Annotated in this window: 30 protein-coding genes and 1 riboswitch; of the genes, 14 read left to right on the top strand and 16 right to left on the bottom strand. The window is 62.1% G+C overall.

Translation table 11 applies throughout. The annotated features are described in order from the left end of the window. Positions 1–18: 18 nt before the first annotated feature. Together lolB and ACTV8E_RS14245 are read right to left on the bottom strand one after the other, a co-directional pair. A complete protein-coding gene (gene lolB / locus ACTV8E_RS14250; RefSeq protein WP_273537816.1) occupies positions 19–636 on the bottom strand; it encodes a lipoprotein insertase outer membrane protein LolB in 618 nt (205 codons plus the stop codon). Between the two features lie 2 nt (positions 637–638). Continuing rightward, positions 639–2,351, bottom strand: a complete 1,713-nt coding sequence (locus ACTV8E_RS14245; RefSeq protein WP_443199903.1) for a tetratricopeptide repeat protein — start codon at positions 2,349–2,351, stop codon at positions 639–641. 180 nt (positions 2,352–2,531) lie between these two features. On the opposite strand from ACTV8E_RS14245, the gene hemA reads away from it, so the two are divergent. The 6 genes from hemA to ACTV8E_RS14215 all read left to right on the top strand — a co-directional run bounded on the left by hemA (position 2,532) and on the right by ACTV8E_RS14215 (position 8,149). Next, the gene (gene hemA, locus ACTV8E_RS14240) at positions 2,532–3,800 is read left to right on the top strand and encodes a glutamyl-tRNA reductase (RefSeq protein WP_443199902.1); all 1,269 of its coding nucleotides are present in this window, start codon (positions 2,532–2,534) and stop codon (positions 3,798–3,800) included. Beyond that, positions 3,797–4,879, top strand: coding sequence for a peptide chain release factor 1 (gene prfA, locus ACTV8E_RS14235; protein ID WP_443199901.1), 1,083 nt, complete (start codon positions 3,797–3,799; stop codon positions 4,877–4,879). The genes hemA and prfA overlap by 4 nt, the downstream gene beginning before the upstream one ends. 87 nt (positions 4,880–4,966) lie before the next feature. Further along, positions 4,967–5,821: a peptide chain release factor N(5)-glutamine methyltransferase gene (gene prmC / locus ACTV8E_RS14230; protein WP_443199900.1), complete on the top strand. Its 855-nt coding sequence runs from the start codon at positions 4,967–4,969 to the stop codon at positions 5,819–5,821. Beyond that, positions 5,811–6,578, top strand: a complete 768-nt coding sequence (locus ACTV8E_RS14225) for a molybdopterin-synthase adenylyltransferase MoeB (protein WP_443199899.1) — start codon at positions 5,811–5,813, stop codon at positions 6,576–6,578. Before prmC ends, ACTV8E_RS14225 begins: the two co-directional genes overlap by 11 nt. Next, positions 6,568–7,377 carry a glutamate racemase gene (gene murI / locus ACTV8E_RS14220; RefSeq protein ID WP_443199898.1) on the top strand — a complete coding sequence of 270 codons (810 nt, stop codon included), beginning with the start codon at positions 6,568–6,570 and terminating at the stop codon, positions 7,375–7,377. The genes ACTV8E_RS14225 and murI overlap by 11 nt, the downstream gene beginning before the upstream one ends. Before the next feature lie 322 nt (positions 7,378–7,699). Beyond that, a complete protein-coding gene (locus tag ACTV8E_RS14215) occupies positions 7,700–8,149 on the top strand; it encodes an acyloxyacyl hydrolase (protein ID WP_443199897.1) in 450 nt (149 codons plus the stop codon). Positions 8,150–8,162: 13 nt separating this feature from the next. On the opposite strand, the gene ACTV8E_RS14210 is transcribed toward ACTV8E_RS14215, so the two are convergent. Beyond that, positions 8,163–8,477 carry a YkgJ family cysteine cluster protein gene (locus ACTV8E_RS14210; RefSeq protein ID WP_443199896.1) on the bottom strand — a complete coding sequence of 105 codons (315 nt, stop codon included), beginning with the start codon at positions 8,475–8,477 and terminating at the stop codon, positions 8,163–8,165. Between the two features lie 98 nt (positions 8,478–8,575). Here ACTV8E_RS14210 and ACTV8E_RS14205 point away from each other — a divergent pair, with 98 nt between their 5' ends. Next, positions 8,576–9,475: a TIGR01777 family oxidoreductase gene (locus ACTV8E_RS14205; protein ID WP_443199895.1), complete on the top strand. Its 900-nt coding sequence runs from the start codon at positions 8,576–8,578 to the stop codon at positions 9,473–9,475. 11 nt (positions 9,476–9,486) lie between these two features. Beyond that, on the top strand, positions 9,487–10,512 hold the full coding sequence (gene hemH / locus ACTV8E_RS14200) for a ferrochelatase (RefSeq protein WP_443199894.1): 1,026 nt from the start codon (positions 9,487–9,489) through the stop codon (positions 10,510–10,512). Between the two features lie 83 nt (positions 10,513–10,595). On the opposite strand, the gene ACTV8E_RS14195 is transcribed toward hemH, so the two are convergent. Next, positions 10,596–11,861, bottom strand: a complete 1,266-nt coding sequence (locus ACTV8E_RS14195) for a uracil-xanthine permease family protein (RefSeq protein ID WP_443199893.1) — start codon at positions 11,859–11,861, stop codon at positions 10,596–10,598. Positions 11,862–11,863: 2 nt separating this feature from the next. Next, on the bottom strand, positions 11,864–12,502 hold the full coding sequence (gene upp, locus ACTV8E_RS14190; protein ID WP_251836994.1) for a uracil phosphoribosyltransferase: 639 nt from the start codon (positions 12,500–12,502) through the stop codon (positions 11,864–11,866). Positions 12,503–12,739: 237 nt separating this feature from the next. Between upp and ACTV8E_RS14185 the strand changes: the two genes are divergently transcribed. Beyond that, positions 12,740–13,297 (top strand): hypoxanthine-guanine phosphoribosyltransferase, encoded by a 558-nt coding sequence (locus ACTV8E_RS14185; protein WP_251836993.1) that lies wholly within the window; start codon positions 12,740–12,742, stop codon positions 13,295–13,297. A gap of 60 nt (positions 13,298–13,357) precedes the next feature. Here ACTV8E_RS14185 and dauA read toward each other — a convergent pair whose 3' ends face one another. Then, positions 13,358–15,121, bottom strand: a complete 1,764-nt coding sequence (gene dauA, locus ACTV8E_RS14180; protein WP_251836992.1) for a C4-dicarboxylic acid transporter DauA — start codon at positions 15,119–15,121, stop codon at positions 13,358–13,360. 142 nt (positions 15,122–15,263) lie between these two features. Between dauA and ACTV8E_RS14175 the strand changes: the two genes are divergently transcribed. Beyond that, positions 15,264–15,554, top strand: coding sequence for a PA4642 family protein (locus tag ACTV8E_RS14175; protein WP_273537833.1), 291 nt, complete (start codon positions 15,264–15,266; stop codon positions 15,552–15,554). Positions 15,555–15,609: 55 nt separating this feature from the next. Here the strand turns inward: ACTV8E_RS14175 and ACTV8E_RS14170 are convergent, their stop codons facing one another. From ACTV8E_RS14170 to ACTV8E_RS14150, 5 genes are all read right to left on the bottom strand, one after another. After that, positions 15,610–15,954: a HopJ type III effector protein gene (locus tag ACTV8E_RS14170; RefSeq protein ID WP_443199892.1), complete on the bottom strand. Its 345-nt coding sequence runs from the start codon at positions 15,952–15,954 to the stop codon at positions 15,610–15,612. Beyond that, positions 15,951–16,244 carry a DUF1244 domain-containing protein gene (locus ACTV8E_RS14165; RefSeq protein WP_251836989.1) on the bottom strand — a complete coding sequence of 98 codons (294 nt, stop codon included), beginning with the start codon at positions 16,242–16,244 and terminating at the stop codon, positions 15,951–15,953. Before ACTV8E_RS14165 ends, ACTV8E_RS14170 begins: the two co-directional genes overlap by 4 nt. 66 nt (positions 16,245–16,310) lie before the next feature. Continuing rightward, the gene (folX, locus tag ACTV8E_RS14160; protein WP_251836988.1) at positions 16,311–16,685 is read right to left on the bottom strand and encodes a dihydroneopterin triphosphate 2'-epimerase; all 375 of its coding nucleotides are present in this window, start codon (positions 16,683–16,685) and stop codon (positions 16,311–16,313) included. 52 nt (positions 16,686–16,737) lie between these two features. Beyond that, entirely contained in the window at positions 16,738–17,448 is a 711-nt protein-coding gene (gene folM, locus ACTV8E_RS14155; protein ID WP_251836987.1) for a dihydromonapterin reductase, read from the bottom strand. Positions 17,449–17,647: 199 nt separating this feature from the next. Next, entirely contained in the window at positions 17,648–18,241 is a 594-nt protein-coding gene (locus ACTV8E_RS14150; protein ID WP_251836986.1) for a hypothetical protein, read from the bottom strand. A 173-nt stretch (positions 18,242–18,414) separates the two neighbouring features. On the opposite strand from ACTV8E_RS14150, the gene ACTV8E_RS14145 reads away from it, so the two are divergent. From ACTV8E_RS14145 to ACTV8E_RS14135, 3 genes are all read left to right on the top strand, one after another. Further along, entirely contained in the window at positions 18,415–18,867 is a 453-nt protein-coding gene (locus ACTV8E_RS14145; protein ID WP_251836985.1) for a flavodoxin, read from the top strand. 66 nt (positions 18,868–18,933) lie between these two features. Further along, complete coding sequence (gene tesB / locus ACTV8E_RS14140) at positions 18,934–19,803, top strand: acyl-CoA thioesterase II (protein WP_443199891.1); 870 nt, start codon at positions 18,934–18,936, stop codon at positions 19,801–19,803. Further along, a complete protein-coding gene (locus ACTV8E_RS14135) occupies positions 19,800–20,390 on the top strand; it encodes an HAD family hydrolase (protein WP_443199890.1) in 591 nt (196 codons plus the stop codon). Before tesB ends, ACTV8E_RS14135 begins: the two co-directional genes overlap by 4 nt. Before the next feature lie 71 nt (positions 20,391–20,461). Here ACTV8E_RS14135 and ypfJ read toward each other — a convergent pair whose 3' ends face one another. After that, on the bottom strand, positions 20,462–21,322 hold the full coding sequence (gene ypfJ / locus ACTV8E_RS14130; protein WP_443199889.1) for a KPN_02809 family neutral zinc metallopeptidase: 861 nt from the start codon (positions 21,320–21,322) through the stop codon (positions 20,462–20,464). A 184-nt stretch (positions 21,323–21,506) separates the two neighbouring features. On the opposite strand from ypfJ, the gene ACTV8E_RS14125 reads away from it, so the two are divergent. After that, positions 21,507–22,322: a M48 family metallopeptidase gene (locus ACTV8E_RS14125; RefSeq protein ID WP_251836981.1), complete on the top strand. Its 816-nt coding sequence runs from the start codon at positions 21,507–21,509 to the stop codon at positions 22,320–22,322. A gap of 60 nt (positions 22,323–22,382) precedes the next feature. Here ACTV8E_RS14125 and ACTV8E_RS14120 read toward each other — a convergent pair whose 3' ends face one another. The 4 genes from ACTV8E_RS14120 to ACTV8E_RS14105 form a co-directional block, all read right to left on the bottom strand. Then, positions 22,383–22,967 (bottom strand): TMEM165/GDT1 family protein, encoded by a 585-nt coding sequence (locus tag ACTV8E_RS14120; RefSeq protein ID WP_443199888.1) that lies wholly within the window; start codon positions 22,965–22,967, stop codon positions 22,383–22,385. A gap of 77 nt (positions 22,968–23,044) precedes the next feature. Beyond that, positions 23,045–23,179, bottom strand: a riboswitch (yybP-ykoY riboswitch). A 56-nt stretch (positions 23,180–23,235) separates the two neighbouring features. Continuing rightward, positions 23,236–24,234 (bottom strand): methyltransferase, encoded by a 999-nt coding sequence (locus ACTV8E_RS14115; protein ID WP_443199887.1) that lies wholly within the window; start codon positions 24,232–24,234, stop codon positions 23,236–23,238. Positions 24,235–24,292: 58 nt separating this feature from the next. Then, positions 24,293–25,252 (bottom strand): 2-hydroxyacid dehydrogenase, encoded by a 960-nt coding sequence (locus ACTV8E_RS14110; protein WP_443199886.1) that lies wholly within the window; start codon positions 25,250–25,252, stop codon positions 24,293–24,295. 137 nt (positions 25,253–25,389) lie between these two features. Beyond that, positions 25,390–26,565, bottom strand: coding sequence for a thiolase family protein (locus ACTV8E_RS14105; RefSeq protein ID WP_443199885.1), 1,176 nt, complete (start codon positions 26,563–26,565; stop codon positions 25,390–25,392). Between the last annotated feature and the right edge of the window lie 49 nt (positions 26,566–26,614).

Genomic DNA, 26,614 nt, shown 5'->3' with positions numbered 1-26,614 from the left:
TAAGGCGCGTGCTGTGAATTACTGCCCCAGTAGTCGAGGCCGCCATTCCTTGATGACCAGGGTGACAGTCAGGTCGTGACCTTGAAGCTTCATGCGCGCGGGCAGGGCATAGCCATCGTGCTCGGTATAACCGAGGTAGTCGACTTGCCAGCCGTCCTGCTGCAAGCGGGCCAGGCGGCTGTCCGGATCCAGCGTTACCTGGCTGCGCCGCTCCGGCTCCGGAAGGCCACGAATCCACCACAGCAGGTTGGACACTGGCAAGCGCCAGCCAAGTTGTTCTTCCAGTAACGCCTCGGGTGAAGCCGCCTCGAAACGGCCCTGATTGGCGATGTCCAGCACAATGGCGCCGGGGCGGCCGGTCAGGCGGCTGGCGCCCTGGCCGAGCGGGCCGGAAAGGCGGATGTCGAAATAGGACTGGCGTTGCAGCCAGAACAGAGTAGCGCTGCCGGATTCCTGAGGAGAGCGAATGCCCACCTTGCCGCTGATCTGCCAGCCATCGAGCTGGGTGATCTGCGATTTGTGGGCTTGCCACTGGGCGGGATCGCCCTGGCCGTGCAGGGCTTCCTGGGGTTGTTGGCCGGCGCAGCCGGCAAGCAGGGCGAACAGACTGATAACGAGCAGGTAGCCAAGGCGCATGGTCAGGGGTTCTCCGAGCCAGTCAAGCGTTGCAGGGTGCTGCGCAGGATGCTGCTTTCGGGCTGCACCTTGAGCGCTTCGGCCCAAACCCTACGGGCCTCGGCGTGCTTGCCACGGGTCCACAGCACTTCACCGAGGTGGGCGGCTACCTCGGCGTCGGGAAAACGCTCATGGGCCTGGCGCAGCAAACGTTCGGCTTCGCTCAGGTTACCCAGGCGGAAATTCACCCAGCCCAGGCTGTCCAGGATCGCCGGATCTTGCGGATTGAGTTGGTGAGCCTGTTCGATCAACACCTTGGCTTCGGCGTAGCGCGTGGTGCGGTCGGCCAGGGTGTAGCCCAACGCATTGAGGGCCATGGCGTTATCAGGCTCGCGCTCGAGAATGAAGCGCAGGTCCTTTTCCAGCTGCGCCAGGTCGCCGCGCTTCTCCGCCAGCATGGCACGTGTGTACAGCAGGCTGAGGTCGTCTGGGAATTCCTTCAGGGCCTGTTCGATCAGCCTGCTGGCGCGCTCGGGTTGTTGATACTTGGCCCAGGCTTCGGACTCGATCAAGTACAACTGCAGGGCGTAGTCAGGCTGGTCGAGGCGGGCGCCGCGTAAACGTCGTGACGCTTCGGCGCTGCGCTGACTGGAAAAGAGGATGTTGCTCTGGCGCACCTGGGCGGGCAGAAATTCATTGCTCGGCCCGACCTGTGAGTACTCATCCAGGGCTTGCTCGGGTTCGCCCAGTTCCTCATGCACTCGGCCCAGATGCAGGTGCGCGGCGTTCACATGAGTCTCGTTGCGAACAAGTTGCTGCAGGTGGTCGCGGGCTTCCTGCCAGTCTTTGGCCTCCATGCACACCAGGGCGAGGGAAAAGCGCAGGTCGTCATCGTCCGGGTACTGTTCAAGCAATCGTGAGAATGCTTGCTTGGCCTCCTTGATGCGCCCCTGGTCGACCAGCAGGCGCGCCTGAGCAAGGCGCAGGCGTTTATCGTCGGGGTGTTGGCGAATCCCTCTTTCCAGCAGCGGCAGCGCTTCATCGCCACGGCCAACACTTTGCAGCAGCCGTGTGCGCAGCAGCAGGGTGGCGATTTCACTGTCTTGTACGGGCTGGCGTTGCAGCAAAGCCAGGGCTTCTTCGGGGCGACCGTCCTGTTGCAGCAGCAGGGCCTGGCCGAACAGCAATTGCGCGTTGTTCGGATACTGTTGCAGCAGGCGGTCGAAGTTCTTCATCAGCCCGCTGCGGGTATCCGGGTCGGTCTCCGCGGCAGAGAGGGCCAGGAAGTCAAAGTGCGTGCTGCCATGGCGCTTGAGCACGTTCTCCATGTAGACCAGTGATTCGTCAAAGCGGCCGGCACGCGCCAGCTGTATGGCGGCGGCGCGCTGTGCATCTAGGTTGTCCGGCGCCGCATCCGCCCAGATCTGGCTACTGAGCAGGGCTGCCTGCTCGGAGCCGAGGTATTCGGCGATCCGATAGGCGCGCTCGGCAACGGCTGGGTCCTCGGTGGCGTTGGCCTGTTGCAGGTAGTTGCCCAGGGCGATATCAAAACGACCGCGCTGACCAGCCAGTTCAGCTGTCAGCAGGGCGTACAGCGTCTCTTGGCTGAACGAGGCGTACTGTTGCGGTTCGGGTGTGCTGACCGGCGCCGGCGGGGTGGTTTCGGGGGCGCTGGTGATGCTCTGACAACCACCCAGTAACGTCAGGATGGTCAAAATTGCGAAGGATTTTTTCATGGGAAAGAAGACTTACCTGCTGTTGCGCCATCATGACACATGCCTCCAGGCAAGCCCATGGGCTGCCGTTTGCCGGCGCTAGAAAGGGTGCGACTAATAGTGGCAATAAGTGATGGAGGTTGTTCTACGCCCGGCGACGTAGGAGAATTACCGGCTTCTCTAGCTTGATTTACGACCCGCATGGCTTTCCTCGCCCTTGGTATCAACCACAAAACCGCTTCGGTGGATGTCCGCGAGCGCGTGGCATTCACCCCTGAGCAGATGGTAGAGGCCCTGCAGCAGCTCTGCCGGTTAACGTCGAGCGGCGAAGCAGCGATTCTTTCCACCTGTAACCGTAGTGAACTCTATGTTCGGCAGGAGTCACCGGAAGCCGACGCCGTGCTGCGCTGGCTGGCCGATTTTCACGGGCTGAGCCTAGACGATCTGCGCGCTTGCGCCTATGTCCACACCGAGGACGAGGCAGTGCGACACATGATGCGTGTCGCCTGCGGACTCGACTCGCTGGTGCTTGGCGAACCGCAGATTCTCGGCCAGATGAAGTCCGCCTATGCCGTGGCCCGCGAGGCGGGCACGGTCGGGCCGTTGCTGGGCCGGTTGTTCCAGGCCACGTTCAGTACGGCGAAAACCGTGCGCACCGACACCGCCATCGGTGAAAACCCAGTGTCCGTCGCCTTTGCCGCAGTCAGCCTGGCCAAGCAGATCTTCAGCAACCTGCAAAACAGCCAGGCATTGCTGATCGGCGCGGGCGAGACCATTACTCTCGTCGCCCGACATCTGCACGAGCAGGGCGTCAAGCGCATCGTGGTGGCCAACCGGACGCTGGAGCGCGCCAGTCAGCTGGCCGCCGAGTTCGGCGCGCGGGCGGTGTTGCTGTCGGAAATTCCCGATGAGTTGGTCGGCAGCGATATCGTTATCAGCTCCACCGCCAGTCAATTGCCGATTCTGGGCAAGGGCGCCGTCGAGCGCGCATTGAAATTGCGCAAGCACAAGCCGATGTTCATGGTCGATATCGCTGTGCCGCGGGATATCGAATCGCAGGTCGGCGAGCTGGATGACGTCTACCTGTATACCGTTGACGACTTGCATGATGTCGTCGAGGAAAACCTCAAGAGCCGCCAGGGCGCCGCCCAGGCTGCCGAGGAGTTGGTCAACCTGGGCGCCGGCGAGTTCATGGTGCGCTTGCGCGAACTGGCCGCTGTGGACGTGCTCAGAGCCTATCGTCAGCAGGCCGAGCAACTGCGCAACGAGGAACTGGCCAAGGCGCAGCGACTGCTGGCCAATGGCGGCGCGCCCGAAGACGTGTTGGCGCAGCTGGCGCGCAGCCTGACCAACAAGTTGCTGCATGCACCCAGTGTTCAACTGAAAAAATTCTCGGCTGATGGCCGGGGCGATGCCCTGGCTGTGGCCCAGGAACTGTTTGGCCTTGACGAGGGCGATGCGAAAAAATGAAAGCCTCGCTGCTCAATAAGCTGGACGTTCTCCAGGACCGTTACGAAGAACTCACGGCGCTGCTGGGTGACGGAGAAGTCATCGCCAACCAGAAGCAGTTCCGCGCCTATTCCAAAGAGTACGCCGACGTCGAGCCGGTGATTCTCGCCTACCGCGAGTTTCGCAAGGTGCAGGGCGACTTGGCCGGCGCGCAGGAAATGCTCAAGGACAGCGACCCGGACATGCGGGAAATGGCCGAGGAAGAAGTCAGCGATGCCAAGGAGCGACTGCTCGGTATCGAAGATCAGCTGCAGCGCATGCTGCTGCCCAAGGATCCCAAGGACGGGCGCAACGTCTTCCTGGAAATTCGTGCCGGTACCGGTGGCGATGAAGCAGCCATCTTTTCGGGCGACCTGTTCCGCATGTACTCGCGTTACGCTGAGCGTCAGGGCTGGCGGGTCGAGATCCTGTCGGAAAGCGTCGGCGAGCACGGCGGCTACAAAGAGGTGATCTCCCGCGTCGAAGGCGACAACGTGTTTGCCAAGCTGAAGTTCGAATCCGGTGCCCACCGTGTGCAACGTGTGCCGGAAACCGAATCCCAGGGCCGCATCCATACCTCGGCCTGCACCGTGGCGGTGTTGCCCGAACCGGACGAACAGGCGGCAATCGAAATCAACCCGGCCGACCTGCGCGTGGACACCTACCGCGCCTCCGGCGCCGGCGGTCAGCACATCAACAAGACCGATTCGGCGGTGCGCATCACCCACTTGCCCACCGGCATGGTGGTCGAGTGCCAGGAAGAACGCTCGCAGCACAAGAACCGTGCGCGCGCCATGTCCTGGCTGGCGGCCAAGTTGCAGGATCAGCAGGACGCCGCTGCGCACAAGGAAATTTCCGACTCGCGCAAAATGTTGGTGGGCTCCGGAGATCGCTCTGAGCGCATCCGTACCTACAATTTCCCCCAGGGCCGGGTAACCGACCACCGCATCAACCTGACCCTGTATTCGCTGAGCGAAGTCTTGGCCGGCGCGGTGGAGCAGGTGATCGAGCCGTTGCTGCAGGAATACCAGGCCGACCAACTGGCGGCGCTGGGCGATTAACGGCAGCGGCAAGCCGCACGCTATCAGCCGCAAGCTGAATGAGTGGCGTCTTGTAGCGTGCCGCTCGCCGCTTGAGACTTAATACGTATGCCCACTATCGAAACACTGCTCAACGCCGCCGACTTGCCCGACTCGCCCAGTGCACGGCTGGACGCTGAGCTGCTGCTGGCCCATGTGCTCGGCAAGCCGCGCAGCTACCTGCGTACCTGGCCGGAAAAAACGCCCAGCGAGGAGCAGCAACTGGCCTTCGCCGAGCTGCTGCAGCGTCGTTGTGCCGGCGAACCGGTGGCCTACCTGCTGGGCCGTCAAGGCTTCTGGAGCTTGGACCTGGACGTTGCGCCGCATACCTTGATTCCCCGCCCCGATACCGAGTTGCTGGTGGAAACCGCGCTGGCGCTACTGCCGGCCACGCCGCTGGTCGCGCTGGACCTGGGCACCGGCACCGGCGCCATCGCCCTGGCGCTGGCCAGCGAACGGGCTGCCTGGCAGTTGACCGGGGTGGATCGCATCGACGAGGCCGTGATCCTGGCTGAACGTAATCGCCAGCGCCTCCAGCTTAACAACGTGCAATTTGCGCTCAGCCACTGGTTTTCCGCGCTAGAGGGCCGGCGTTATCGGCTGATCCTCAGCAATCCGCCGTATATCGCCGCCGATGATGCTCACTTGAACGAAGGCGATGTGCGCTTTGAGCCGACCAGCGCGTTGGTGGCCGGCCAGGATGGGCTGGACGATATCCGCCTGATCATCGCCCAGGCGCCGCATTTTTTGGAGCCGGGCGGCTGGTTGCTGCTCGAGCACGGGTTCGATCAGGCGCTGGCCGTGCGCGAGTTGCTCGGGGTAGCCGGTTTTGCCGAGGTCCATAGCCGCCGCGACCTGGCCGGCCACGAACGCATCAGTCTGGGTTGTTGGCAGCCCGACTCGGGAGCTGCTCATGTTCAATGAACTCAATGATGATGAACTGCTGCGCTACAGCCGGCAGATCCTTCTGTCACAAGTCGATGTCGAGGGCCAATTGCGCCTCAAGCAGGGGCGCGTACTGATTGTCGGCCTCGGTGGGCTGGGCTCGCCGGTGGCGCTGTACCTGGCGGCCGCCGGGGTGGGCGAACTGCATCTGGCGGATTTCGACACCGTGGACCTGACCAACCTGCAACGGCAGGTGATTCACGACAGCCAGAGCGTGGGCGTGGGCAAGGTGGATTCCGCCATGGCTCGCCTCGCCAGGCTCAACCCCGGCGTGCGGCTGGTTGCCCATCGCCAGGTGCTGGAGGGCGACACGCTGGCCGAGGCGGTGAGCGCAGTGGATGTGGTAGTCGATTGCTGCGACAACTTCGCCACCCGCGAGGCGGTTAATGCTGCCTGTGTGGCGGCCGGCAAGCCGCTGGTGTCCGGTGCGGCGATTCGCCTCGAAGGCCAGTTGGCGGTCTTCGACCCGCGCGACGCGGCCAGCCCTTGTTATCACTGCCTGTACGGCCATGGCAGCGAGGCCGAATTGACCTGCAGCGAAGCCGGCGTGATCGGCCCGCTGGTCGGTCTGGTCGGCAGCCTGCAGGCGCTGGAAACCCTCAAGCTGCTGGCCGGTTTCGGCGAGCCCCTGGTGGGCCGTTTGCTGTTGATCGACGCCTTCGGCAGCCGCTTCCGCGAACTCAAGGTCAAGCGTGATCCCCACTGCGCCGTCTGTGCAGGCCGCCATGCCCAGTAGCGCACCGATTGGCGTGTTCGATTCCGGTGTCGGCGGGATTTCCGTGTTGCGCGAGATTCGTGCGCGACTGGCTCAAGAATCGCTGATCTACGTCGCCGACAGCCGCTATGTGCCGTACGGCGAGAAAAGCCCCGACTTCATTCGTGAGCGCAGCCGGCTGATTGCCGACTTCCTTTTGGCACAAGGCGCCAAAGCGCTGGTGCTGGCCTGCAATACCGCGACGGCGGCGGCCGTGGCCGAGCTGCGCGATCTCTATCCCGCATTGCCCATTGTCGGCATGGAACCGGCGGTCAAACCGGCAGCTGCAGCGACGCGCAGCGGCGTAGTGGGCGTGCTGGCCACCACCGGCACGCTGAAAAGCGCCAAGTTCGCCGCTCTCCTGGATCGCTTCGCCCATGACGTGCGGGTGATCACCCAACCCTGTCCGGGCCTGGTGGAGTGCATCGAGTCGGGAGCACTGGACAGCGGCGCAACCCGCGAGCTGTTGAACGGTTTCGTCGAACCGCTGCTGGCCCAGGGCTGCGACACGCTGATCCTCGGCTGCACCCATTACCCATTTATCAAGCCGCTGCTGCGTGGGCTGGTACCAGACTCGGTGAGCCTGATCGACACGGGCGAAGCCGTCGCGCGTCAGTTGCAGCGCCTGCTGCAAGCCCGTGACCTGCTGGCTGGCGGACCGCCCTTAGCCACACGTTTTTACACCACCGGCGCGGTGGGCGGATTGCAGCAGGTATTGCCCACCCTGTGGCAGGACGAAGCGCACCTGGAACCGCTGGGTTTGGAACTCACCTCCGGCTGAGCCTTCATATAACGGGAAGTCTGTCTTCTTTTCCTTCTGGATAAGGATGTTTCCCATGATTAACAGGCCATTTAAAAACGTAGGCGAGGCCGGCAAGACGAGGCAAAAACAGCCGAGGAAGCGCAGTTTAGGAGTTCTAAATGAGCATGACTCACTGCGTTTCGCCCTTCGGGCGGCGCTAAAGCGCGTTAGCCGCAAGCGGCTTGCTGAGGCTGTTTTTAACGACGTATTGCCAACGCAGGTAGTTTTAAAACGGCCTGTAAAAGGATTCCCCCTGGCGGCATTAACCCTTGCGCTGGTCGGGCTGCAACACGCACACGCGATGGATGTAACCCTAGGCGTCGGCCAGAGCTCGGAGTCGGAAATGGTCTACCGCCTGGGATTGCAGTGGGATTTCCAGCGCAGTTGGTGGGAAACCTCCACGGGGCGTCTGACCGGCTACTGGGATGCCGCCTACAGCTACTGGCAGGGCGACCAAACCTCCAGCAACCACAGCCTTTCGCTGTCCCCTGTGTTCGTCTACGAGTTTGCCGGTGAGCGTTTCAGGCCCTACATCGAGGCCGGAATCGGCGTGGCGGCTTTTGCCGATACCGAAATCGAGGACCGCGACCTGGGCTCGTCTTTCCAATTCGAGGATCGGCTGGGCCTGGGCGTGCGCTTCGGCGCCGACCAGGACCTCGGGTTACGGGTGATCCACTATTCGAATGCGGGCCTGAAAAACCCCAATGATGGCGTAGAGGTGTACAGCCTGTATTACCGGATGGGGTTTTGAGGCGCGGGCAGCGTTATCGATAGGCCTGGGCCAGATCACCGCGTTCCTCGACGCATTCCGGTGAGCCCATTTCAAACTCGCGGCAGATCAAGGGACGATTGGCGTAGATGGTGCAGCGCATGCTGTCGCGATCCAGGGCTGCGCACCAGCCGTCGGCCAGGCGGCGCATGGTTTCGCCGCCCCAGCGATCCTGTTCGATAAAGCGCGCGGGTACGCCCGTGTCGGTCACCAGCATTACTTCCAGGCGACAACAGCAAGCGGCGCAGTTACTGCACAGCACGGGTGGGCTGGGTGTCTGGCGATGGATAAGCGGTGGTTGCTCGGGCATGCCCGCAGTTTACGCCTTGGTGAAGTGCGGCGCTCGGCCAGCAATCGGTTATTTACAGGCCAGACTGAAAGAATCTTGCACCCCGAGCGGAGCTCACCATGCGTATCTTGTTGACTGGCGGTACCGGCCTGATCGGCCGCGCCTTGTGCCACTACTGGCGGGCCCGAGGCCATGACCTCTGGGTCTACAGTCGGAGACCCCAACAGGTGCCCGCGTTGTGCGGCAGCGGAGTGCAGGGGCTGGGCGATCTTAATGAGCTGGGTAACCAGCCGCTGGACGCGGTGATCAACCTTGCCGGCGCGCCCATTGCCGATCGTCCGTGGACCCAAGCGCGCCGCACGGAACTGCGTGACAGTCGTATCGCCCTCACTGAACACTTGCTGGCCTGGCTGGCATTGCACAAGCAACGGCCCCAGGTGCTTATCTCCGGGTCGGCGGTGGGCTGGTATGGCGATACCGGTGAGCAGCGGGTGACCGAGCAAACACAGCCGGCCGACCAGGGCTTTGCCGCACGCTTGTGTGGCGCCTGGGAAGACGCCGCTTGCCATGCCGAAACCCTGGGTATTCGCGTGGTACGGGTGCGCACGGCGCCTGTGTTGGCGACCGAGGGCGGTATGTTGCCCCGGCTGCTGCCGATATTCCGTCTGGGACTTGGCGGGCCGATGGGCAGCGGCCGGCAATGGATGCCGTGGATACATCTGCAGGATCAGATCGCCTTGATTGATTTTCTTCTCTGCCACCCCGACGCCCAAGGCCCGTACAATGCCTGCTCGCCGCAACCGGTACGTAATCGCGAGTTTGCCCAGGCGCTGAGCCGCGTGTTGCATCGCCCGGCAGTGCTGCCGGTGCCGGCCATGGCCTTGCGACTGCTGGGCGAGATGTCCGGTTTGCTGCTCGGCGGCCAACAGGCTGTGCCGGAGCGCTTGCAGGCGGCAGGTTTCACGTTTCGTTTTAATGATTTGGACGCGGCGCTGGCGGATCTGCTGGGCCGTCACTGATAGGAATGAGCATGACCGATCACGCGCTGTTGCTGGTCAATCTGGGTTCTCCGGATTCCCCCCAAGTGGACGATGTGCGCCGCTACCTCAACCAGTTCCTTATGGATCCTTACGTCATCGACCTGCCATGGCCGGTGCGCCGGTTGCTGGTGTCGCTGATTCTCTATCGTCGTCCGGAGGAGTCCGCCCATGCCTATCAGTCAATCTGGTGGGATGAGGGCTCGCCACTGATCGTGCTCAGCCGCCGTCTGCAAGAAGCCATGCGTGATCACTGGACGCATGGCCCCGTGGAACTGGCGATGCGCTATGGTTCGCCGTCCATTGACAGCGTACTGCAGCGCCTGGCCGAGCAGGGGGTGCGCACGGTGACCGTGGCGCCGCTGTACCCGCAGTTTGCCGACAGCACCATCACCACGGCCTTGCAGGAAGTGCAGCGGGTGACCGCCGCACGCGGGCTGAACTTGAAGGTGAATACCCTGGCGCCGTTCTATGCCGAGGACGCGTATCAGGACGCGCTGGTAGCCAGCGCCAAACCCTACTTGGAAAAGGAGTTCGATCACCTACTGTTGAGCTTCCACGGCATTCCCGAGGGGCACATTCGCAAGTTGGTCAAAGACCCGCAGCATGATTTGCGCGCGGCTGACAGCCGTGGCGTCAGTCCTGAGAATCTGGCGCTGTGCTACCGCAGTCAGTGCCTGCGTACCGCCGAGCTGTTCGCCGAGCGGGCCGGGCTGCGTCCGGAACAGTGGTCGGTGTCCTTTCAGTCGCGACTGGGCAAGAACAAGTGGATCGAGCCCTACACTGAGGCGCGCTTCGATGAATTGGCTGCACGCGGCGTCAAGAAGCTGCTGGTGATGAGCCCGGCGTTCGTGGCCGATTGCATCGAGACCCTGGAAGAGTTGGGTATTCGGGGCCGAGAGCAATTCATCGAGGCCGGCGGGGAAGAGCTGACGCTGGTGCCGTGCCTGAACGATCAGCCGCAGTGGGCACGTGCGCTCAATGGGCTGTGCGAGCAGGCAGCATCGCGGAGTAATTAAGGCGGCTTCGGCCCGTCGTCGAGAATAAAAAACGCCACGCTCCGTGAGGGGCGTGGCGTTTTTCATGGCAGGCGTGCTTGTGGTCAGGGGTTACTGTCTTCCAGCGCCTTGTTTCTCCAGCCCTGCCCGCCGGGCAGCAGCAGATTGAGCAGCAAGGCGGCAAGCGCAGCTAGGGAAATGCCGGAGAGGGCGAAGCCTTGGCCGCCGAACTTCATTCCGCCGATACCGAAGACCAGCGTGACCGAGACGATGATCAGGTTGCGCGCTTCGGACAGATCCACCTGGTTGCGGATCAGGGTGTTCAGGCCGACCACGGCGATGGAGCCGAACAGCAGGCAAAGAATGCCGCCCATGACCGGTACCGGAATGCTTTGCAGGGCAACGCCGAACTTGCCGATGAACGCCAGGACAATGGCGAAGGCCGCCGCCCAGGTCATGATTTTCGGGTTGTAGTTCTTGGTCAGCATCACCGCCCCGGTGACTTCCGCGTAGGTGGTATTCGGCGGGCCGCCGAACAGGCCGGCGGCCGAGGTGGCCAGGCCGTCGCCGAGCAGGGTGCGGTGCAGGCCGGGTTTCTTGATGAAGTTCTTGCCGGTCACGCCGCCGATCGCTACCACCCCGCCGATGTGCTCGATGGCGGGCGCCAGAGCTACCGGCAGCATGTACAGGATCGCGCCCCAATGAAATTCCGGCGCAATGAAGTTCGGCAAGGCCAGCCAGGGCGCAGCGGCGATCGCGCGCGTGTCGATCTGGCCGAGCAGATACGATAAGACGCAGCCAACGATCACCCCGGCAAGGATCGGCACCAGGCGAAACAGCCCGCGACCCAGCATCGCGACCATTAGCGTGGTGAGCAGCGAGGCCATGGAAATGAAGATAGCGGTGCCATAGGGAATCAGCTCTACGGCGCCGTCACCGGTTTTGCCCATGGCCATGTTGACCGCCACGGGTGACAGGGCCAGACCAATGGTCATGATCACCGGGGCGATCACCACCGGTGGCAGCAAGCGGTCGATAAACGCCGGGCCGCGCAGCTTTACCGCCAGGCTCAGCGCGATATACACCATACCGGCGGCGATGATGCCGCCGAGCACCGCCGGCAGGCCTACTTCGGCTTTCAAGACGATGATCGGTGCGATGAAGGCGAAGCTCGACGCCAGGAATACTGGCACCTGGCGACCTGTGACCAACTGAAACAGCAAGGTGCCGACACCGGCGGTGAACAACGCCACGTTGGGGTCCATGCCGGTGATCAGCGGCATCAGCACCAAGGCGCCGAACGCCACGAAGAGCATCTGCGCGCCAGCGATTGACTGGCGCCACAAAGGCTCCTTGAATTCATCGGTCATGCTCAGCTTTCCTTCTGCTTGGTGCCGAAAATCTTGTCGCCGGCATCGCCAAGCCCGGGAATGATATAGCCGTGCTCGTCCAGGCGTTCATCAATGGAGGCCGTGTAAATCTGTACGTCGGGGTGGGCTTTTTGCACCGCCTCGATGCCGGGTGGTGCGGCGACCAGCACCATGGCGCGAATTTCCTTGCAGCCCGCTTTCTTCAGGAGGTCAATGGTGGCAACCATGGAACTGCCGGTGGCCAGCATCGGGTCGATAATCAGTGCCAGACGTGAGTTGATTTCCGGCGCCAGTTTTTCCAGGTAAGTGTGCGCCTCGAGGGTTTCCTCGTTGCGGGCAATGCCCACGGCACTGACCTTGGCACCGGGAACCAGGCTGAGGACACCGTCCAGCATGCCAATGCCGGCGCGCAGGATTGGCACTACAGTGATCTTCTTGCCAGCAATTTTTTCCACTTGGACCTTGCCGCACCAGCCGTCGATCTCGTAGAGCTCAAGCGGCAGGTCATTGGTGGCTTCATAAGTCAACAACGCGCCCAATTCCTGGGCCAGTTCGCGGAAGTTCTTGGTGCTGATATCAGCGCGGCGCATGAGGCCGAGCTTATGGCGGATCAGCGGGTGGCGGATCTCACGGACGGGCATGGGATTGTCTCCGGGTGGGGCGGGCAAAAAAATCGGGTTAGGGTAAAACATTGTGAGCCGGTTGTAATGGCGAAGCTTCGAGCAATCCGCGACATTTTGGCTTCCCATGAGGCGTGTGCGTCCATTGCTTCTTGCCCAGACCCGCTGCGATGGCTACCTTTGCCAGTCTTTTTCCTGACGTCTCGCTTCGCGTGCGCCCGGTTTTGTCGTTCCGCCCCGCCTTGAAGAGGAAGTTCCATGCCCGCCGATCTCGCTCATATTCGCCAGGTGATGGCCGAAGCTGACTGTCTTTATACCAACGAACAGCTTGAAGCCGCCATCCACCAAGTCGCACAGTCAATCAATGCCGAGCTGGCAGAACGCAATCCTGTCGTGTTCTGTGTCATGAACGGCGGGCTGATTTTCGCCGGCAAGCTGTTACCACAACTGGATTTCCCGCTGGAGCTGTCTTACCTGCACGCCACGCGGTACCGCAACGAAACCACCGGTGGCGAGCTGTTCTGGAAGGCCAAGCCGGAAATTTCCTTCATGGATCGCGATGTGCTGATCATCGACGATATCTTGGATGAAGGGCACACCCTGGCGGCGATCAGCGACTTCTGCAAGCACGCCGGCGCCCGTCAGGTCCACACGGTGGTGCTTATCGATAAAACTCACGACCGCAAGGCGCGCCCAGACCTCAAGGCAGATTACGTCGGACTGCCTTGCGTGGACCGTTACATCTTTGGCTATGGCATGGACTACAAGGGCTACTGGCGCAATGCGCCGGGCATTTACGCGGTGAAAGGGCTTTAACTGCGCTGCGATTGCGGCGCCCGTGGTAGCCGGCGCCGCTGCAATAGAAGTGGTCAGGGGTTATGGCACGCCTGTCTCAGCGGCCAGCCCTGGTTGTTCGGTGTGTTGCTGCTCAGGCTTGAGCCAGTGCAACGCCCGCAGCCGAGCCTGGTTGAGGTCACGGACGAAGGCCAGTCGCCCCTCGCTGCGGCGAATGCCGGCGCGGCGCAGTTTCAGGCGCACGCGGGGATGGGTGCCGACCAGGATCAGCCCGATACCCTGGCGGCGATAGTCGTCGCGAATGCTTTCCAGTGCAGCCAGCGCGGTCATGTCCAGCATGGGCACAGCGCTCATTTCAACAATCACTACCTTTACCTCGGCCGGGAAGCGACGCAGCACGCTGAGCGCTTTTTCCGCCGCGCCAAAGAACAGTGGTCCGCGAATGGCGTAGGCACTGACCCCCTCGGGCAGGTCTTGCAGGGCCGCATGGAAACCGCGCGGCAGGCTGGCGGTGTCGGTCAGGTCGCTCATGCGCTTGATGAACAGTCCAGCAGCCAGCAACAGGCCAACGCCGACTGCCAGCACCATGTCGAACAGCACAGTGAGCACCAGGCAGGTAAACAGCACCAGCACATCGCTGCGCGGGGCTATTTTGACCGTATGCACCACATGGCGTGCCTCACTCATGTTCCACGCGACCATCAGCAGCAGGGCGGCCAGCGCGGACATGGGCAAGTAGCTGAACAGCGGCGCGAGCAGCAGGACAGCCAGCAGGACTACGCCGCAGTGAATAATGGCCGCCAGCGGCGAGAAGGCGCCGGCGCGTACGTTGGTGGCGGTACGCGCAATCGCCGCTGTGGCGGTGATACCGCCGAACAGGGGAGCGACCAAATTGCCGATGCCCTGGCCGAGCAATTCGGCGTTGGGGTCATGCTTGGTGCCAGCCATGCCGTCGGCTACCACCGCACAGAGCAGCGATTCGATGGCGCCCAGCATGGCAATAGCGAAGGCGGGGGCCATCAGTTGGCGAATCAATTCAAAGGACAGCGTCAGCGGCTGACCATCCGGACCAGGCAGGTTCCAAGGCAAGGCAAAGGTGGGCAGAAACGGCGGGATGCCAGGGTGTTCGATACCGTCGAGGGTATAGCTGAAGCGTTCGCCGAGGGTGGCCAGCGGCAGGCCGATGCTCTCCAGAAACAGGCCGAGCAGCGCGCCTATCAATAGCGCCACCAGATGGGCCGGAATCCGGGGTATATAACGAGGCCAGACAATCAGCACCGCCAGGCAAATGATGCCGACCAGTGCATCGCCCAGTTGCAGACTGGGCAGGGCCTGACCCAGGGAAGCGACACGCTCCAGGTAATTCTGGGGATCGCCTGCCAATTGCAGACCCAGAAAATCCTGCAGCTGCAGGGTGGCGATGACCACGCCAATGCCGGCGGTAAAGCCGAGGACCACCGGGTAGGGCACGAAGCTGATCAGTTTGCCGAGGCGCAGCAGTCCCATGCTGATCAGGATCAGCCCGGCCAGCAGCGTACAGAGCAGCAAACCGCCCAGGCCGTATTGTTGGGTGATGGGTAATAGAATGACCACGAACGCCGCAGTCGGTCCTGACACGTTGAAGCGTGAGCCGCCGAACAGGGCAATCAACGGCGCGCCAATCAGCACCGTATACAGGCCATGCTGCGGCGCGGCGCCCACGGCGATGGCTAGGGCCATGGCCAAGGGGATGGCGATGATGCCGACGGTCAGGCCGGCGGCGATGTCGCCGCGCAGGGCATTAAGGGAATAGCCGGCTCGAAGTGTTTGGCGCCAAGCTGCGAAGAGAGGTAGTTCGAATGACATGATGGCTCCCATGAACGCTTGCCGGCCGAGTATACGCTGGCCAAAGGGCATCTTGACGGGTCTGCGTCGTTCGTTGAGTCGCGAAGGATGCGAGGGGTAAACTGCCCCTTTTAAATAAAGTCCGCCCGGTTTGGAGTGAGCGATGCGTAAAGACAAGAAGAAAGTGGTTGGCGACGAAATTGGCGACGAGGTGATCAAGACGTTCCTGACCATGGAACCAGCCGACGAGACGCCGCCTTCGCTGCACAAACTGATCAAGGCCTACCGTGGCCTGCGCGTCGGCGATTTCGAGCGCTTTCTGGGCTTTTTCGTCGAGGCTGGCTATGACCTCGAGGCGAAAAATGACCAGGGTGAGGACTTTGTCGCCCTGGTCAGGAACCAGCGTCAGGCAGAGCTTTATATCGAGGCGGTCCAGGCGGTACGCCAGGCATAACGTCGCCGCCTTACAGGCTGTGGATGAGGGTGGAAACGCTGTCCACCCTTTGCATTCACGCTGGCTTGCGCGTCAGGGGTGGTTGCTCGAAGTGCACGCCCGCCAGGCCTGTTTCCATCAGCGCGCGGATGTTCCCGTGATCGGTGCCTGCCGGGCTGGCTTGCACAGCGCGGTAATGCTCGCCGAACGCCAACAGGACTTCCTCGTCGGTGAAGCCTTCCAGTAACGCCAGGCCGAGAATCTTGCATGAGCCTTCATTCTGGCCAACGGCGTTTTGCTGCATGCCATTGCGAAAGGCGCTCGGCCGATAGTCGTAGTGTGCTGCGATAAAGGCCAGGGTCTCGGCGAAGGCATGGGCGCTGTCTGGCAGTGCAGCGCGAAAATCATCCAACGGCCTCATTGCGGCTTGTTCTTCTCGAAGCCGGCCAGTTGTTCAGCACTGGCTTCGCGCTGGTAGCGCTGTTTCCACTCGTCATAGGGCATGCCATAGATCAGCTCACGGGCGCTGTCCTGATCGAGTTCGATACCACGCTCGTCGGCAGCGGCCTTGTACCACTTGGACAGGCAGTTGCGGCAGAAGCCGGCGAGGTTCATCAGGTCGATGTTCTGCGCGTCAGTGCGCTCCTGCAGATGCTGCACCAGGCGGCGGAATGCAGCGGCTTCAAGTTCCAGGCGTTGTTGTTCGGTCATGAGCGTGCTCCGAGAGGGTAGAGGCGCGGCATGGGTGCCTGCGCCGAGGCGTGTTCGCGCAATGGTTCAGTCGCGATGGGCGGCCAGGGTGATCGACACCGACTCGGCAAAACGCAGCGCATGAGGCTTGTCCACTTCCACTTCGGCGTAACGTACCTGGGCGTGACTCATCACCAGGTCGAGGACTTCCTGAGTCAGGCGCTCAAGCAGGGCGAAACGGTGTTCTTCAACGTGGGCGATGATCGCCTTGGTGATGGTGCGGTAATTGAGGGCGTACTCGATAGCGTTATCACGCACCGCATCATGGGCGGGGTACAGAATGGTCAGGTTGATCAGCACATCCTGTTTGTTGAGGATTTCCTCCTCCTTAATGCCGATATAGGTGCGCAGGCGCAGGTCCTTGACCCGAATACGCGCCATTCCCGGTTCCAGTCGCGGCATGCCGAAGTTCTCCTTTCAAAGTCAGTAGCATGGAGGAGTATCGCACGGACTGTTACTTGAGGTGGCGACCGCCATTGACGGTCAGCGTCGTACCCGTGACATAGGGGTTGTCGAGCAGGTAACGCAGCCCCTGATAAACCACCTCCGGGCCTGGCGTAAAACCCATCACCGATTTGGCCAGGGCTTTTTCGCGGTACTCGGGGTCGTCGTGCTCGTTAAACATCAACAGGGCCGGCGCGATGCCGTTGACCTTGATGCGCGGCGCGAGGCGTACGGCGAAAGACAGGGTCAGGCTGTCCAGGCCCGCCTTGCTGGCGCAGTACGCCGTGTGTTTGGCGCTGCCCTTGCGCACCACATCGTCGCTCAGGTGCACGATATCCGCCGGGCTACTGTGCTCCAGCAGCTCGGCGCAGTGCAGGTTGATCAAGTAGGGCGCGAGCATGTGCACATTGACCATGCGCTGAAACGCCAGCGCTTCGTGGCCGGGCTCTTCGGCAAGCCACTCCGAAGCGTTGTGCACAATTGCCCGCAAACTGTCAGTGTGCTGCTTGAGTTGCTCGATGAACGCGAGAATGCCGGCTTCATCGCTGAAGTCTGCCGGCAGCGTGAGTGCGCCCTGCTGGCGCAGACGTACAAGGCTTTCGCGTTCGCGACGATAAGTAACGATCACGGGATGTCCGTCTTCAAGCAGGCGCAAGGCGCAGTGCAGGCCGACACGCTGGCTGGCGCCGGTGATCAGGATGGGGGCCGGGTTTTTGCGCATGGTGCTCACGGACAAGAAAGAAGGGTCCGGCGGCGCGCCACCAGGTACCTGACCAGTATGACGCCGCGCCGACCGAACCCCGGCTAACTTATAACAGTCGGCCTAAGACGACAATCATCGTGGGATTGACGGCTTTCTGGCGGCACGCGCGAGGCGTGCACGCACAGCGCCTCAGCGCTCATGCTCGAGGGCTGCCGGCCTAAAGAGCCTGCTCCTGGTTGCGCAGCTGCACGAGCAGTTCCTGCAGGCGCAGGATGCCAGAGTGGTGCGAAGGGGTGATGCGATAGGCGGCCAGGGTCGGTGAAAGTTGGCGCACGCGCGAACCGCGCAGCGAAAGAAACGCTTTACCCGGCAGGGCCAGTCCGAGGACAAAATGTTCGGGCGGCTCGCTGCCGTCATCGCTGCTGACGAGTGCACCGTTCTGGGATATCTGCTGCACCCACAAGGCGCTGGCCTGGCCGTTCTTGGCGATCAGGCTCAGCGGCGTTTCCAGAGTGGCGCGCCAGGGGCGCTCGACCACGCCCTTTTCGAAAATCTGCGGAACATCCAGTTGCAGGCTCAAGGCCCGGAATTCATCCAGTGTGAGGCGCAAGGGGAAGGTCATGCGCTGATTACCGACCCGTGCTTCCAGTGTCAGCTGCGCATGTTCGCCCAGATTGGCGAGAAGGGTCTGGGTGTCGGGGCTGCTGTTGAGGGTCAGCTCATGTGCACTTTTGGCTGAATACGCCGGGTCATCCAGGAGCTGCTGGAGAAATGTCAGTTCATCCCGAGTGAGCAAGGGCTCGTTACGCATGATGTTCTCGAACGGAAGTGCTGTGGCGATACTAAGACTAGCGCTGCGACGATTTGTTGCAGGAGTTCCCGTTATTTGAGCATCTGCACGGTTTCGAGTCACTGCGGTAGGTCGGGTTTCACGCAATATTTCGGCATAATGTGACAATACTTGACCCCATTAAGGAATTTTTCATGAAAATTGCCATCATCAGCGGCTCGGTTTACGGCACGGCTGAAGAGGTCGCCCATCATGCCCAGCAGTTGCTGCAGGCCGCTGGCTTCGAAACCTGGTATCAGCCTCGCGGCACATTGGCCGATTTGCAGGAATGGGCACCCGAGATGGTCTTGGCAGTGACCTCAACGACCGGCATGGGTGAGTTGCCAGAAAATTTGCAACCGTTGTATTACGCATTGCGCGACCAGCCGCCGACCTGGTACGGCCTTCCGGGAGCGGTAATTGCTTTGGGTGACTCGAGTTACGGCGATACCTATTGCGGCGGCGGCGAGCAGGTTCGCGAGCTGTTTGCTGAGCTGGGCATTCGTGAAGTGCTGCCCATGCTGCGCCTGGACGCCAGCGAAAGCGTAACGCCAGAGCTGGATGCCGAGCCGTGGATCGCCGAATTGGTTACCGTATTGCGCGGTTGAGCTAAACGAACACCATCTGCCAAGCGGACGAAGAAACCCGCTGGCCATACCTTGCCGAGGTTGTAAATGAGTGACGTGTTGGACGAACTGGTGGCCTTGCTGAGCCTGGAAACCATCGAAGAAAACCTGTTTCGTGGTGCCAGTCAGGACCTTGGCTTTCCCCAGCTGTTTGGTGGACAAGTGCTGGGGCAGGCGATTTCGGCAGCCAGTCAAACGGTTGAGTCGGGTCGTCATGTGCATTCCCAGCACGGCTACTTTTTGCGCCCGGGCAACGCCTCGCTGCCGGTGGTCTACCAAGTGGACCGAGTGCGCGATGGCGGCTCCTTCACTACCCGGCGAGTTACCGCGATCCAGAAAGGCCAACCGATCTTCTTTTGCAGCGCTTCGTTTCAGGCCGAAGAGCCTGGTTTCGAGCATCAGGTGGCGATGCCCGAAGTGGAGGGCCCCGAAAACCTGCTCAGCGAATTGCAACTGTTTGGCCGCCACGCTGAATTGATCCCGGTGCCCATGCGCGAAAAAATACTGTGCGCAAAGCCTATCGAGATCCGTCCCGTGAACCCTGGAGATCCCTTTAATCCCTCGCCAAGTGAGCCGTGCCGGTATGTCTGGTTCCGCGCCGACGGCCCGTTGCCGGCGATTCATGCGTTGCACAAGTACATCCTGGCCTATGCCTCGGACTTTGGCCTGTTGACTGCGTCGCTGTTGCCTCACGGCGCTTCGTTCTGGCAACGGCATATGCAGGTGGCCAGCCTCGATCATTCCCTGTGGTTCCACCGCAACCTGAAGGTGGATGAGTGGCATCTGTATGCCATGGACAGCCCATGGAGCGGCAATGCCAGGGGCTTTAGTCGTGGCCATATTTTCAACCGGGCCGGCGAATTGGTGGCCTCTGTCGCCCAGGAAGGCCTGATCCGTCGCCGCGAAGACCGCACATGAAATTGCACGAGGCCCGCCACTGGGTGTTTGACATGGACGGCACCCTGACTATCGCCGTCCACGATTTCGAGGCCATTCGCCGGGCACTGGAGATTCCTCTGGAGGAGGACATCCTCGACCATCTGGCCGGATTGCCCCTGCACGAGGCCGCCGCCAAGCATGCCTGGTTGCTGGAGCATGAGCGCGAACTGGCCTGTGCGTCGCGCCCAGCTCCCGGTGCGGTGGAGCTGGTTCGCGAGCTGTATGCCCGCGGTGTACAGCTGGGTCTGCTGACCCGCAATGCCCGCGAATTGGCTCAGGTGACCTTGGACTGCATTGGCTTGGGCGAGTGTTTTTCCGACGGCGACGTTCTTGGCCGTGACGAAGCAACACCCAAACCGCATCCCGGTGGCTTGCTGCATCTGGCGCAACGTTGGGATGTGGCGCCTCAGCGACTGGTGATGGTGGGTGATTTCCGTTTCGACCTGGAATGCGCCCGTGCCGCTGGCGCACAGACGGTGCTGGTCAATCAGCCGGAAAATCTGTGGCCGGAATTGACCGACTGGCATGCGCGCGATTGTGGTGAGCTTCTCCAGTGGTTGTCATAGGTTCACTTAACGGGGGGCTGTTGCGCGGGTAGTTGTAGCGTGCCTCGCAACAAGAGTGCGAGATGCCGCGTTTATAACGTCCGCGCCTTGAACGTATCGCAACGTCCGGGCTCGCCCGTGTCGAATCCGGTGCGAAACCAGCGGGTCCGCTGGGCTGATGTGCCATGGGTGAAGGAGTCAGGCACCACCTGACCCTGGGTATGCTTTTGCAAACGGTCATCGCCAATGGCCGTGGCGGCGTTGAGGGCTTCCTCGAGGTCGCCGTCCTCCATCCAGTCCAGCCGCTGCTGGGCGTGATAGGCCCAGACGCCGGCTAGGCAGTCGGCTTGCAGCTCCTGGCGCACCAGCAACCCGGTTTCACCTTTCAGGGGCTCGCCGCGCTGACGGGCGGCATTCACTTGGGCTGATACCCCGAGCAGCGTCTGTACGTGATGGCCCACTTCATGGGCGATGACATAGGCCTGGGCGAAATCCCCGGCGGCACCGAAGCGCTGTTCAAGTTCTGCGAAAAATTGAAGGTCAAGATAGACCTGCCGATCAGCGGGGCAGTAGAACGGCCCGACAGCCGCCGAGGCCAGGCCGCAGGCCGACTTCACGGCGCCGCTGAACAACACCAGCCGTGGATGCTGATACTGACTGCCGGCGCTGGCAAACAGTGCGTCCCAGGTGTCTTCAGTATCGCCGAGCACGGCGCGCACGAACTGGCTTTGCGCGTCGTCACCTGCAGGTTGCCCTGGCTGAGTCGCGACGGGGCCGCCCGACTGGTTGGCCAGCTCACCGAGGATCTGCAACGGGTCCTGACCCATCAGCAGGCCGACGATCACCACCACGGCGATCCCGCCCAGACCCAATCCTCCGCCGACTCGCAAGCCACGACCGATACCGCGTGCATCCACAACGTTGTCGCTTTGCCGTGCTCGTCGCCAGCGCATGCTGTTTCTCCTCGGTACTTTGCCGTACGGGAACTGAAACCGTTATGAGTATGGTCGAATGCCGCAACGGAAGCCGGATAGCTCGCGTTATTAGCGTGCGGAACGAGGGTGCGGTTGTCGTGCCTGCCCGCCACGAATTAGCATGCGCGGCTATGGACGCTGTCACACGTGCGCGGAGCTGGATATGAAACAGTCTTTTTCACTGGCGACCCTGGTCGCTGCCTTGCTGCTGGTTGGCTGCCAGGCCGTGAACACCACCAGCGGCGGCGCCGTGGGCGTTGATCGCAAGCAGTACATGTTCAGCATGCTGTCGACCGACCAGGTCAACCAGATGTATGCCCAGTCCTACCAAGAGGCGATTGGCGAAGCATCCAGCCATGGGGTGTTGGAGAAAACCAGTGCCGATGCCAAGCGGGTCCAGGCAATTTCCCAGCGCTTGATTGCCCAGGCATCGGTATTTCGCCCGGATGCCGCGCAATGGGACTGGGAGGTCAATTTGATCGACAGCAAGGAGTTAAACGCCAACTGCGGGCCAGGCGGCAAGATCATGGTCTACACCGGTTTGATCGAGCAGTTGAAGCTGACCGACGATGAACTGGCCGCGGTGATCGGTCATGAAATTGCCCATGCCCTGCGCGAGCACAGCCGTGAAGCACTGTCCAAGGCGTATGGGGTAGAACTGGCCAGCCAGCTCGGTGCGGCCCTGGGTGTGGGGCCGGGCAGCCTGCAAATGGCTAACATGGGCGTGGAATACCTGATGACCCTGCCCAACAGTCGCGGCAACGAGAACGAGGCCGATCTGATTGGCCTAGAGTTGGCCGCGCGCGCCGGCTACAACCCCAACGCGGCCATTACCTTGTGGCAAAAGATGAGCCAGGCCAGCAACGGCGCGCCGCCAGAATTCCTGTCCACTCACCCGTCATCGAGTACGCGCATGAGTTCGTTGCAGGCCAACATCCCCAAAGTCATGCCGCTGTACGAGCAAGCGCGTCGCAAGTAGCGGCAAATGCAGGAGGGCGGCGTGGCGGGATACCAGCACCGCCCCCATCCTGCGAGGTGTTTACCAAATCCCTGCCAGTCTCAGGGCTTGATATCCGGCATACAGTCCCAGCAGTGCAAAGGCCGCCGCGGCCAGGCGATGAATCAGCGTGAGGGGCAGACGGTCGGCGGCAAAGTTGCCGGCCAGGACCACCGGCACGTTGGCGATCAGCATGCCCAGGGTGGTGCCGGCGACCACCATCAGCAGGTAATCGTATTGCGCGGCGAGCATCACCGTGGCGATCTGCGTCTTGTCGCCCATCTCGGCGATGAAAAAGGTAATTAACGTGGTGATGAAGGCTCCGCGGTATCTGACCCGTGAGGCTTCCTCTTCATCCAGCTTGTCGGGGATCAGCGTCCAGCCCGCGACCGCCAGGAACGCGATTGCCAGGATGGCGTGCAGCATGGCTGGGGTGAAGAAGCCGGCAACCCAGTTGCCCACAACCCCGGCGATGAAATGATTGAGCAGCGTGGCGACGACGATCCCGGCCACGATTGGCCAGGGTTTGCGAAAGCGTGCGGCAAGCACCAGGGCCAGGAGTTGTGTCTTGTCGCCGATTTCCGCCAGCGCAACGATTCCGGTCGAGACCAGGAGAGATTCCAGCACAGGGATTTCCTAAGAGGGGTGGGTCGACTGAACACATATGACACGACGTCCTGCCCACCCCGGGTCAGGTCGTTCGTGTCATAGGTCTTGTCAAACCACGGGCCTGTCTGGACAGGCTTGAGGTCGCTGGCGCCATGCTCTGTTGAGCAAGTATGTTGACGCGAGCCGGGCGAGCGAGCGCTCGCGGGAGACTACTCCCCTAGGACGGCGGGCATTCTGCCCAATGTGGCGTGCAAGGGCAAGCTCACAAAGGGCCAGCAGCGTGACCTTAACGGCGCTTGGCCCGGTAAATACGGAAACCCTGGCCTTCGGCCAGCGTCTGGCAGGGCCCCAGGTGCTGTTCGATCAGCGGCGGATATTTGAGGAAACTGTTCGCCACCAGACGCAATTCCCCAGCGTTGATGAGGTGCCGGGTAGCCTCGCGCAGCAGGGTTTCGCTGGCTTGGTAATCGGTGTGCACGCCCTGATGGAACGGCGGATTGCTGATGATGGCGGCCAGATCCTTGGGCGCCGCGTGAATACCATCGCCAGCGATCAGCTGCGCGTCCAGACCGTTGGCGGCCAGCGTCAAACGGCTGCTGGCCAGGGCGAAGGCGTCGACGTCCAGCATATTCACTGTGCTGTGCGGATAGCGACGTTTGAGCACCGCGCCAATCACCCCGGCGCCGCAGCCGAAGTCCAGCAAAGAGCCGGCGGGTAGGTCGTCCAGATGATCCAGCAACAAGGCCGTGCCCAGATCCAGTCGACCGTGGCTGAACACGCCCGGCAACGTGACCACCTTCAGCGGGCCGTCGCTCAGTTGCAGTTCGTAGCGCTGCGCCAGGCTATCCAGGTCAGGCGCGGCGGGTGCCTGCTCGACGCTGATCTGCCACAGCTGGCAGTGGCGGGCGCTGTCCAGTTTGCGCGGTTGGCCATAGGCGGCCAATTGCTTGGCGGCGCGTTCGACGCCCGCGCGCTTTTCCCCAACCAGGTACAACGGCGCACCGGGCAGGCGAGCGGCCAGGGCTTGCAGCAGATACTCAGTCAGCTCGCGGGACTTGGGCAGAAACAGCACGGCAGCGGTGAAAACCTCGAGAGGCGGGCAGGTCCCGAAGTGACTGCGCCCGGGGAAGCGCGCCGCCAAGGTGGCCTGTTCGCCAGCATGCCAGCTCCAGCCGAGGCTGTCGGGCAGCTCGCCGAGCAGGTCATCAGCCGGCAGCCCGGCCAGCAACACTCGGCCGGTGAATAGCTCGGCCTGACGCAGCAGTACTTCGCTTCGCGGGTCCATGGGGTCTCCGTTAAAACCTGGTTTGGGCCTGAAGCCAGGCCCGAAAAAGGCGCGGATTTTACCCGACCACGCGGATCGCCGCTGCGTTGAAAAAGGCCTGGGCGTTTTCCGTCAGCTGACCGACGATGCGCTGGCGCGCCTCGCGACTACCCCAGGCGCTGTGGGGGGTAATGATCAGGCGCGGAATATCGTCGGCCAGAAGGGGGTTTCCATTAATCGGTGGTTCTTCGCTGAGCACGTCGGTGGCCGCGCCGCCCAGGTGGCCACTGCGCAGGGCGTCAGCCAAGGCCTGCTCGTTCACCAATCCACCGCGGGCGGTATTGACCAGCAGTGCGCCGGGCTTCATCAGGCCTAATTCGCGGGCACCGATCAGATCGCGGGTTTGTTCGGTAAGCGGGCAATGCAAGCTCAAGGCATCGATGTGCGGCAGGAGGTCCGTCAAGGGCAAATGGTCCGCGCGAGCAGGGCGTCCCGGCAGTTGGCCGAGCAGTACGCGCATGCCGAACGCTTCGGCCAGGCGGCCCACGGCGCTGCCCAGCTCACCATGGCCGAGCAAGCCGAGGGTCTTGCCTTCCAGTTCGATGATCGGGAAATCCAGCAGGCAGAATTGCTTGGCTTGCTGCCAGCGCCCAGCACGTACCGCCGCGTGGTAGTCCGGCAGTCGCGTGGCCAGGGCAAGCAAGAGCATCAAACAGTGCTGTGCCACCGAGGGCGTGCCATAGCCTTGACAGTTGCACACGGTTACGCCGTGGGCACGGGCCGCGTCCAAGTCGACATTGTTGGTGCCGGTGGCCGAGATCAGTACCAGCTTCAGCTCCGGGCAGTTGGTAAAAACCTCGGCATCCAGGCGAACCTTGTTGGTGATCGCCACTGTAGCGCCCTGCAATCGTTCGCTGACCTGTGCGGTCTCGCTGGCGTCGTGCAAGGTCAGCTCGTCGAAACAGTTACGCAAGGCGGTGAAATCCAGATCGCCTAGATCAAGGGACGCGTGATCGAGAAAAACGGCGCGGATGCTCATGGGAAGACCCTCTGCTACGGCGGAAGAAAGAAGCAGAGCCTACCAGAGGGGTGGCCGCGTGGGGCGTGATCGTAGGGCAAGAGGTACGGTGCAGAGATTGGCAGTGGGGTCGCTCGCACGACCCCCAGCCGTTCGGTTTACAGCAGCTCCACTGCAATGGCGGTGGCTTCGCCGCCGCCGATGCACAGAGATGCCACGCCGCGTTTACCGCCGGTTTGCTTCAGGGCATTGATTAAGGTGACGATCAGGCGCGAGCCGGTCGAGCCGATCGGGTGGCCCTGGGCGCAGGCACCGCCGTAGACATTGACCTTGGCGGGATCGAGTCCATGCTCGCGAATGGCCAGCATGGTCACCATGGCAAAGGCCTCGTTGATTTCAAACAGGTCGACCACGTCCTTGTTCCAGCCAGTCTTCTTGAACAGATTGCTGATGGCGCCGACCGGGGCGAGGGTGAATTCGCTCGGGTCCTGGCTCTGGGTCGCATGGCCGACGATGCGCGCCAGCGGGGTCAGGCCACGGCGGGCGGCTTCATCGGCGCTCATCAGCACCAGCGCGCTGGCGCCATCGGAGATCGAACTGGCGTTGGCAGCGGTAATGGTGCCGTCCTTGCGAAAGGCCGGTTTCAAACCGGGGATCTTGTCGAGCTTGGCATTCAGCGGCTGCTCGTCATCCTTGACCAGGGTTTCCCCCTTTCGGCTGCTGACAGTGATCGGCACTATTTCGTCGTTCAGCTTGCCATTGGCAATGGCCGCCTGGGCCCGTTTCAGCGATTCGATGGCGTACTCATCCATCTGTTCACGGGTGATGCCGTACTGGTCGGCAGTTTCCTGCGCGAAGGAACCCATCAACCGGCCGGTGCGGGCATCTTCCAGGCCGTCGAGAAACATATGGTCCTTGATTTCGCCGTGGCCCATGCGCAGGCCGCCACGGGCTTTTTCCATAACATAGGGCGCATTGGACATGCTTTCCATGCCGCCGGCGACCATCACGCTATTGGTGCCGGCCTTGATCAGGTCGTGTGCCAGCATCACCGCTTTCATGCCCGAGCCGCACAGCTTGTTGATGGTGGTACAGCCGGTGGCGGCGGGCAGGCCGGCGTTCAGCGCGGCCTGCCGGGCCGGGCCTTGCTTGAGGCCGGCGGGCAGCACGCAGCCCATGATCACTTCCTGCACCGCGTCGGGCGCAATACCGGCACGCGCCACAGCCTCGCGAATTGCGGCGGCGCCCAGGTCAACAGCGGGAATGCTGGACAGGCTGCCTTGGAAACCACCCATGGGGGTACGGGCGCCACTGACGATGACGATATCGGACATCGAAAACACCTCTTGTTGATCGGTACCGGAACTGGCCGAGGTCGACGAT

The organism is Pseudomonas sp. B392_1p (assembly GCF_052245235.1).
GTDB lineage: Bacteria > Pseudomonadota > Gammaproteobacteria > Pseudomonadales > Pseudomonadaceae > Serpens > Serpens gallinarum.
Note: the sequence above shows the minus strand (reverse complement) of the source record. Positions and strands in the feature narration are given on the sequence as shown.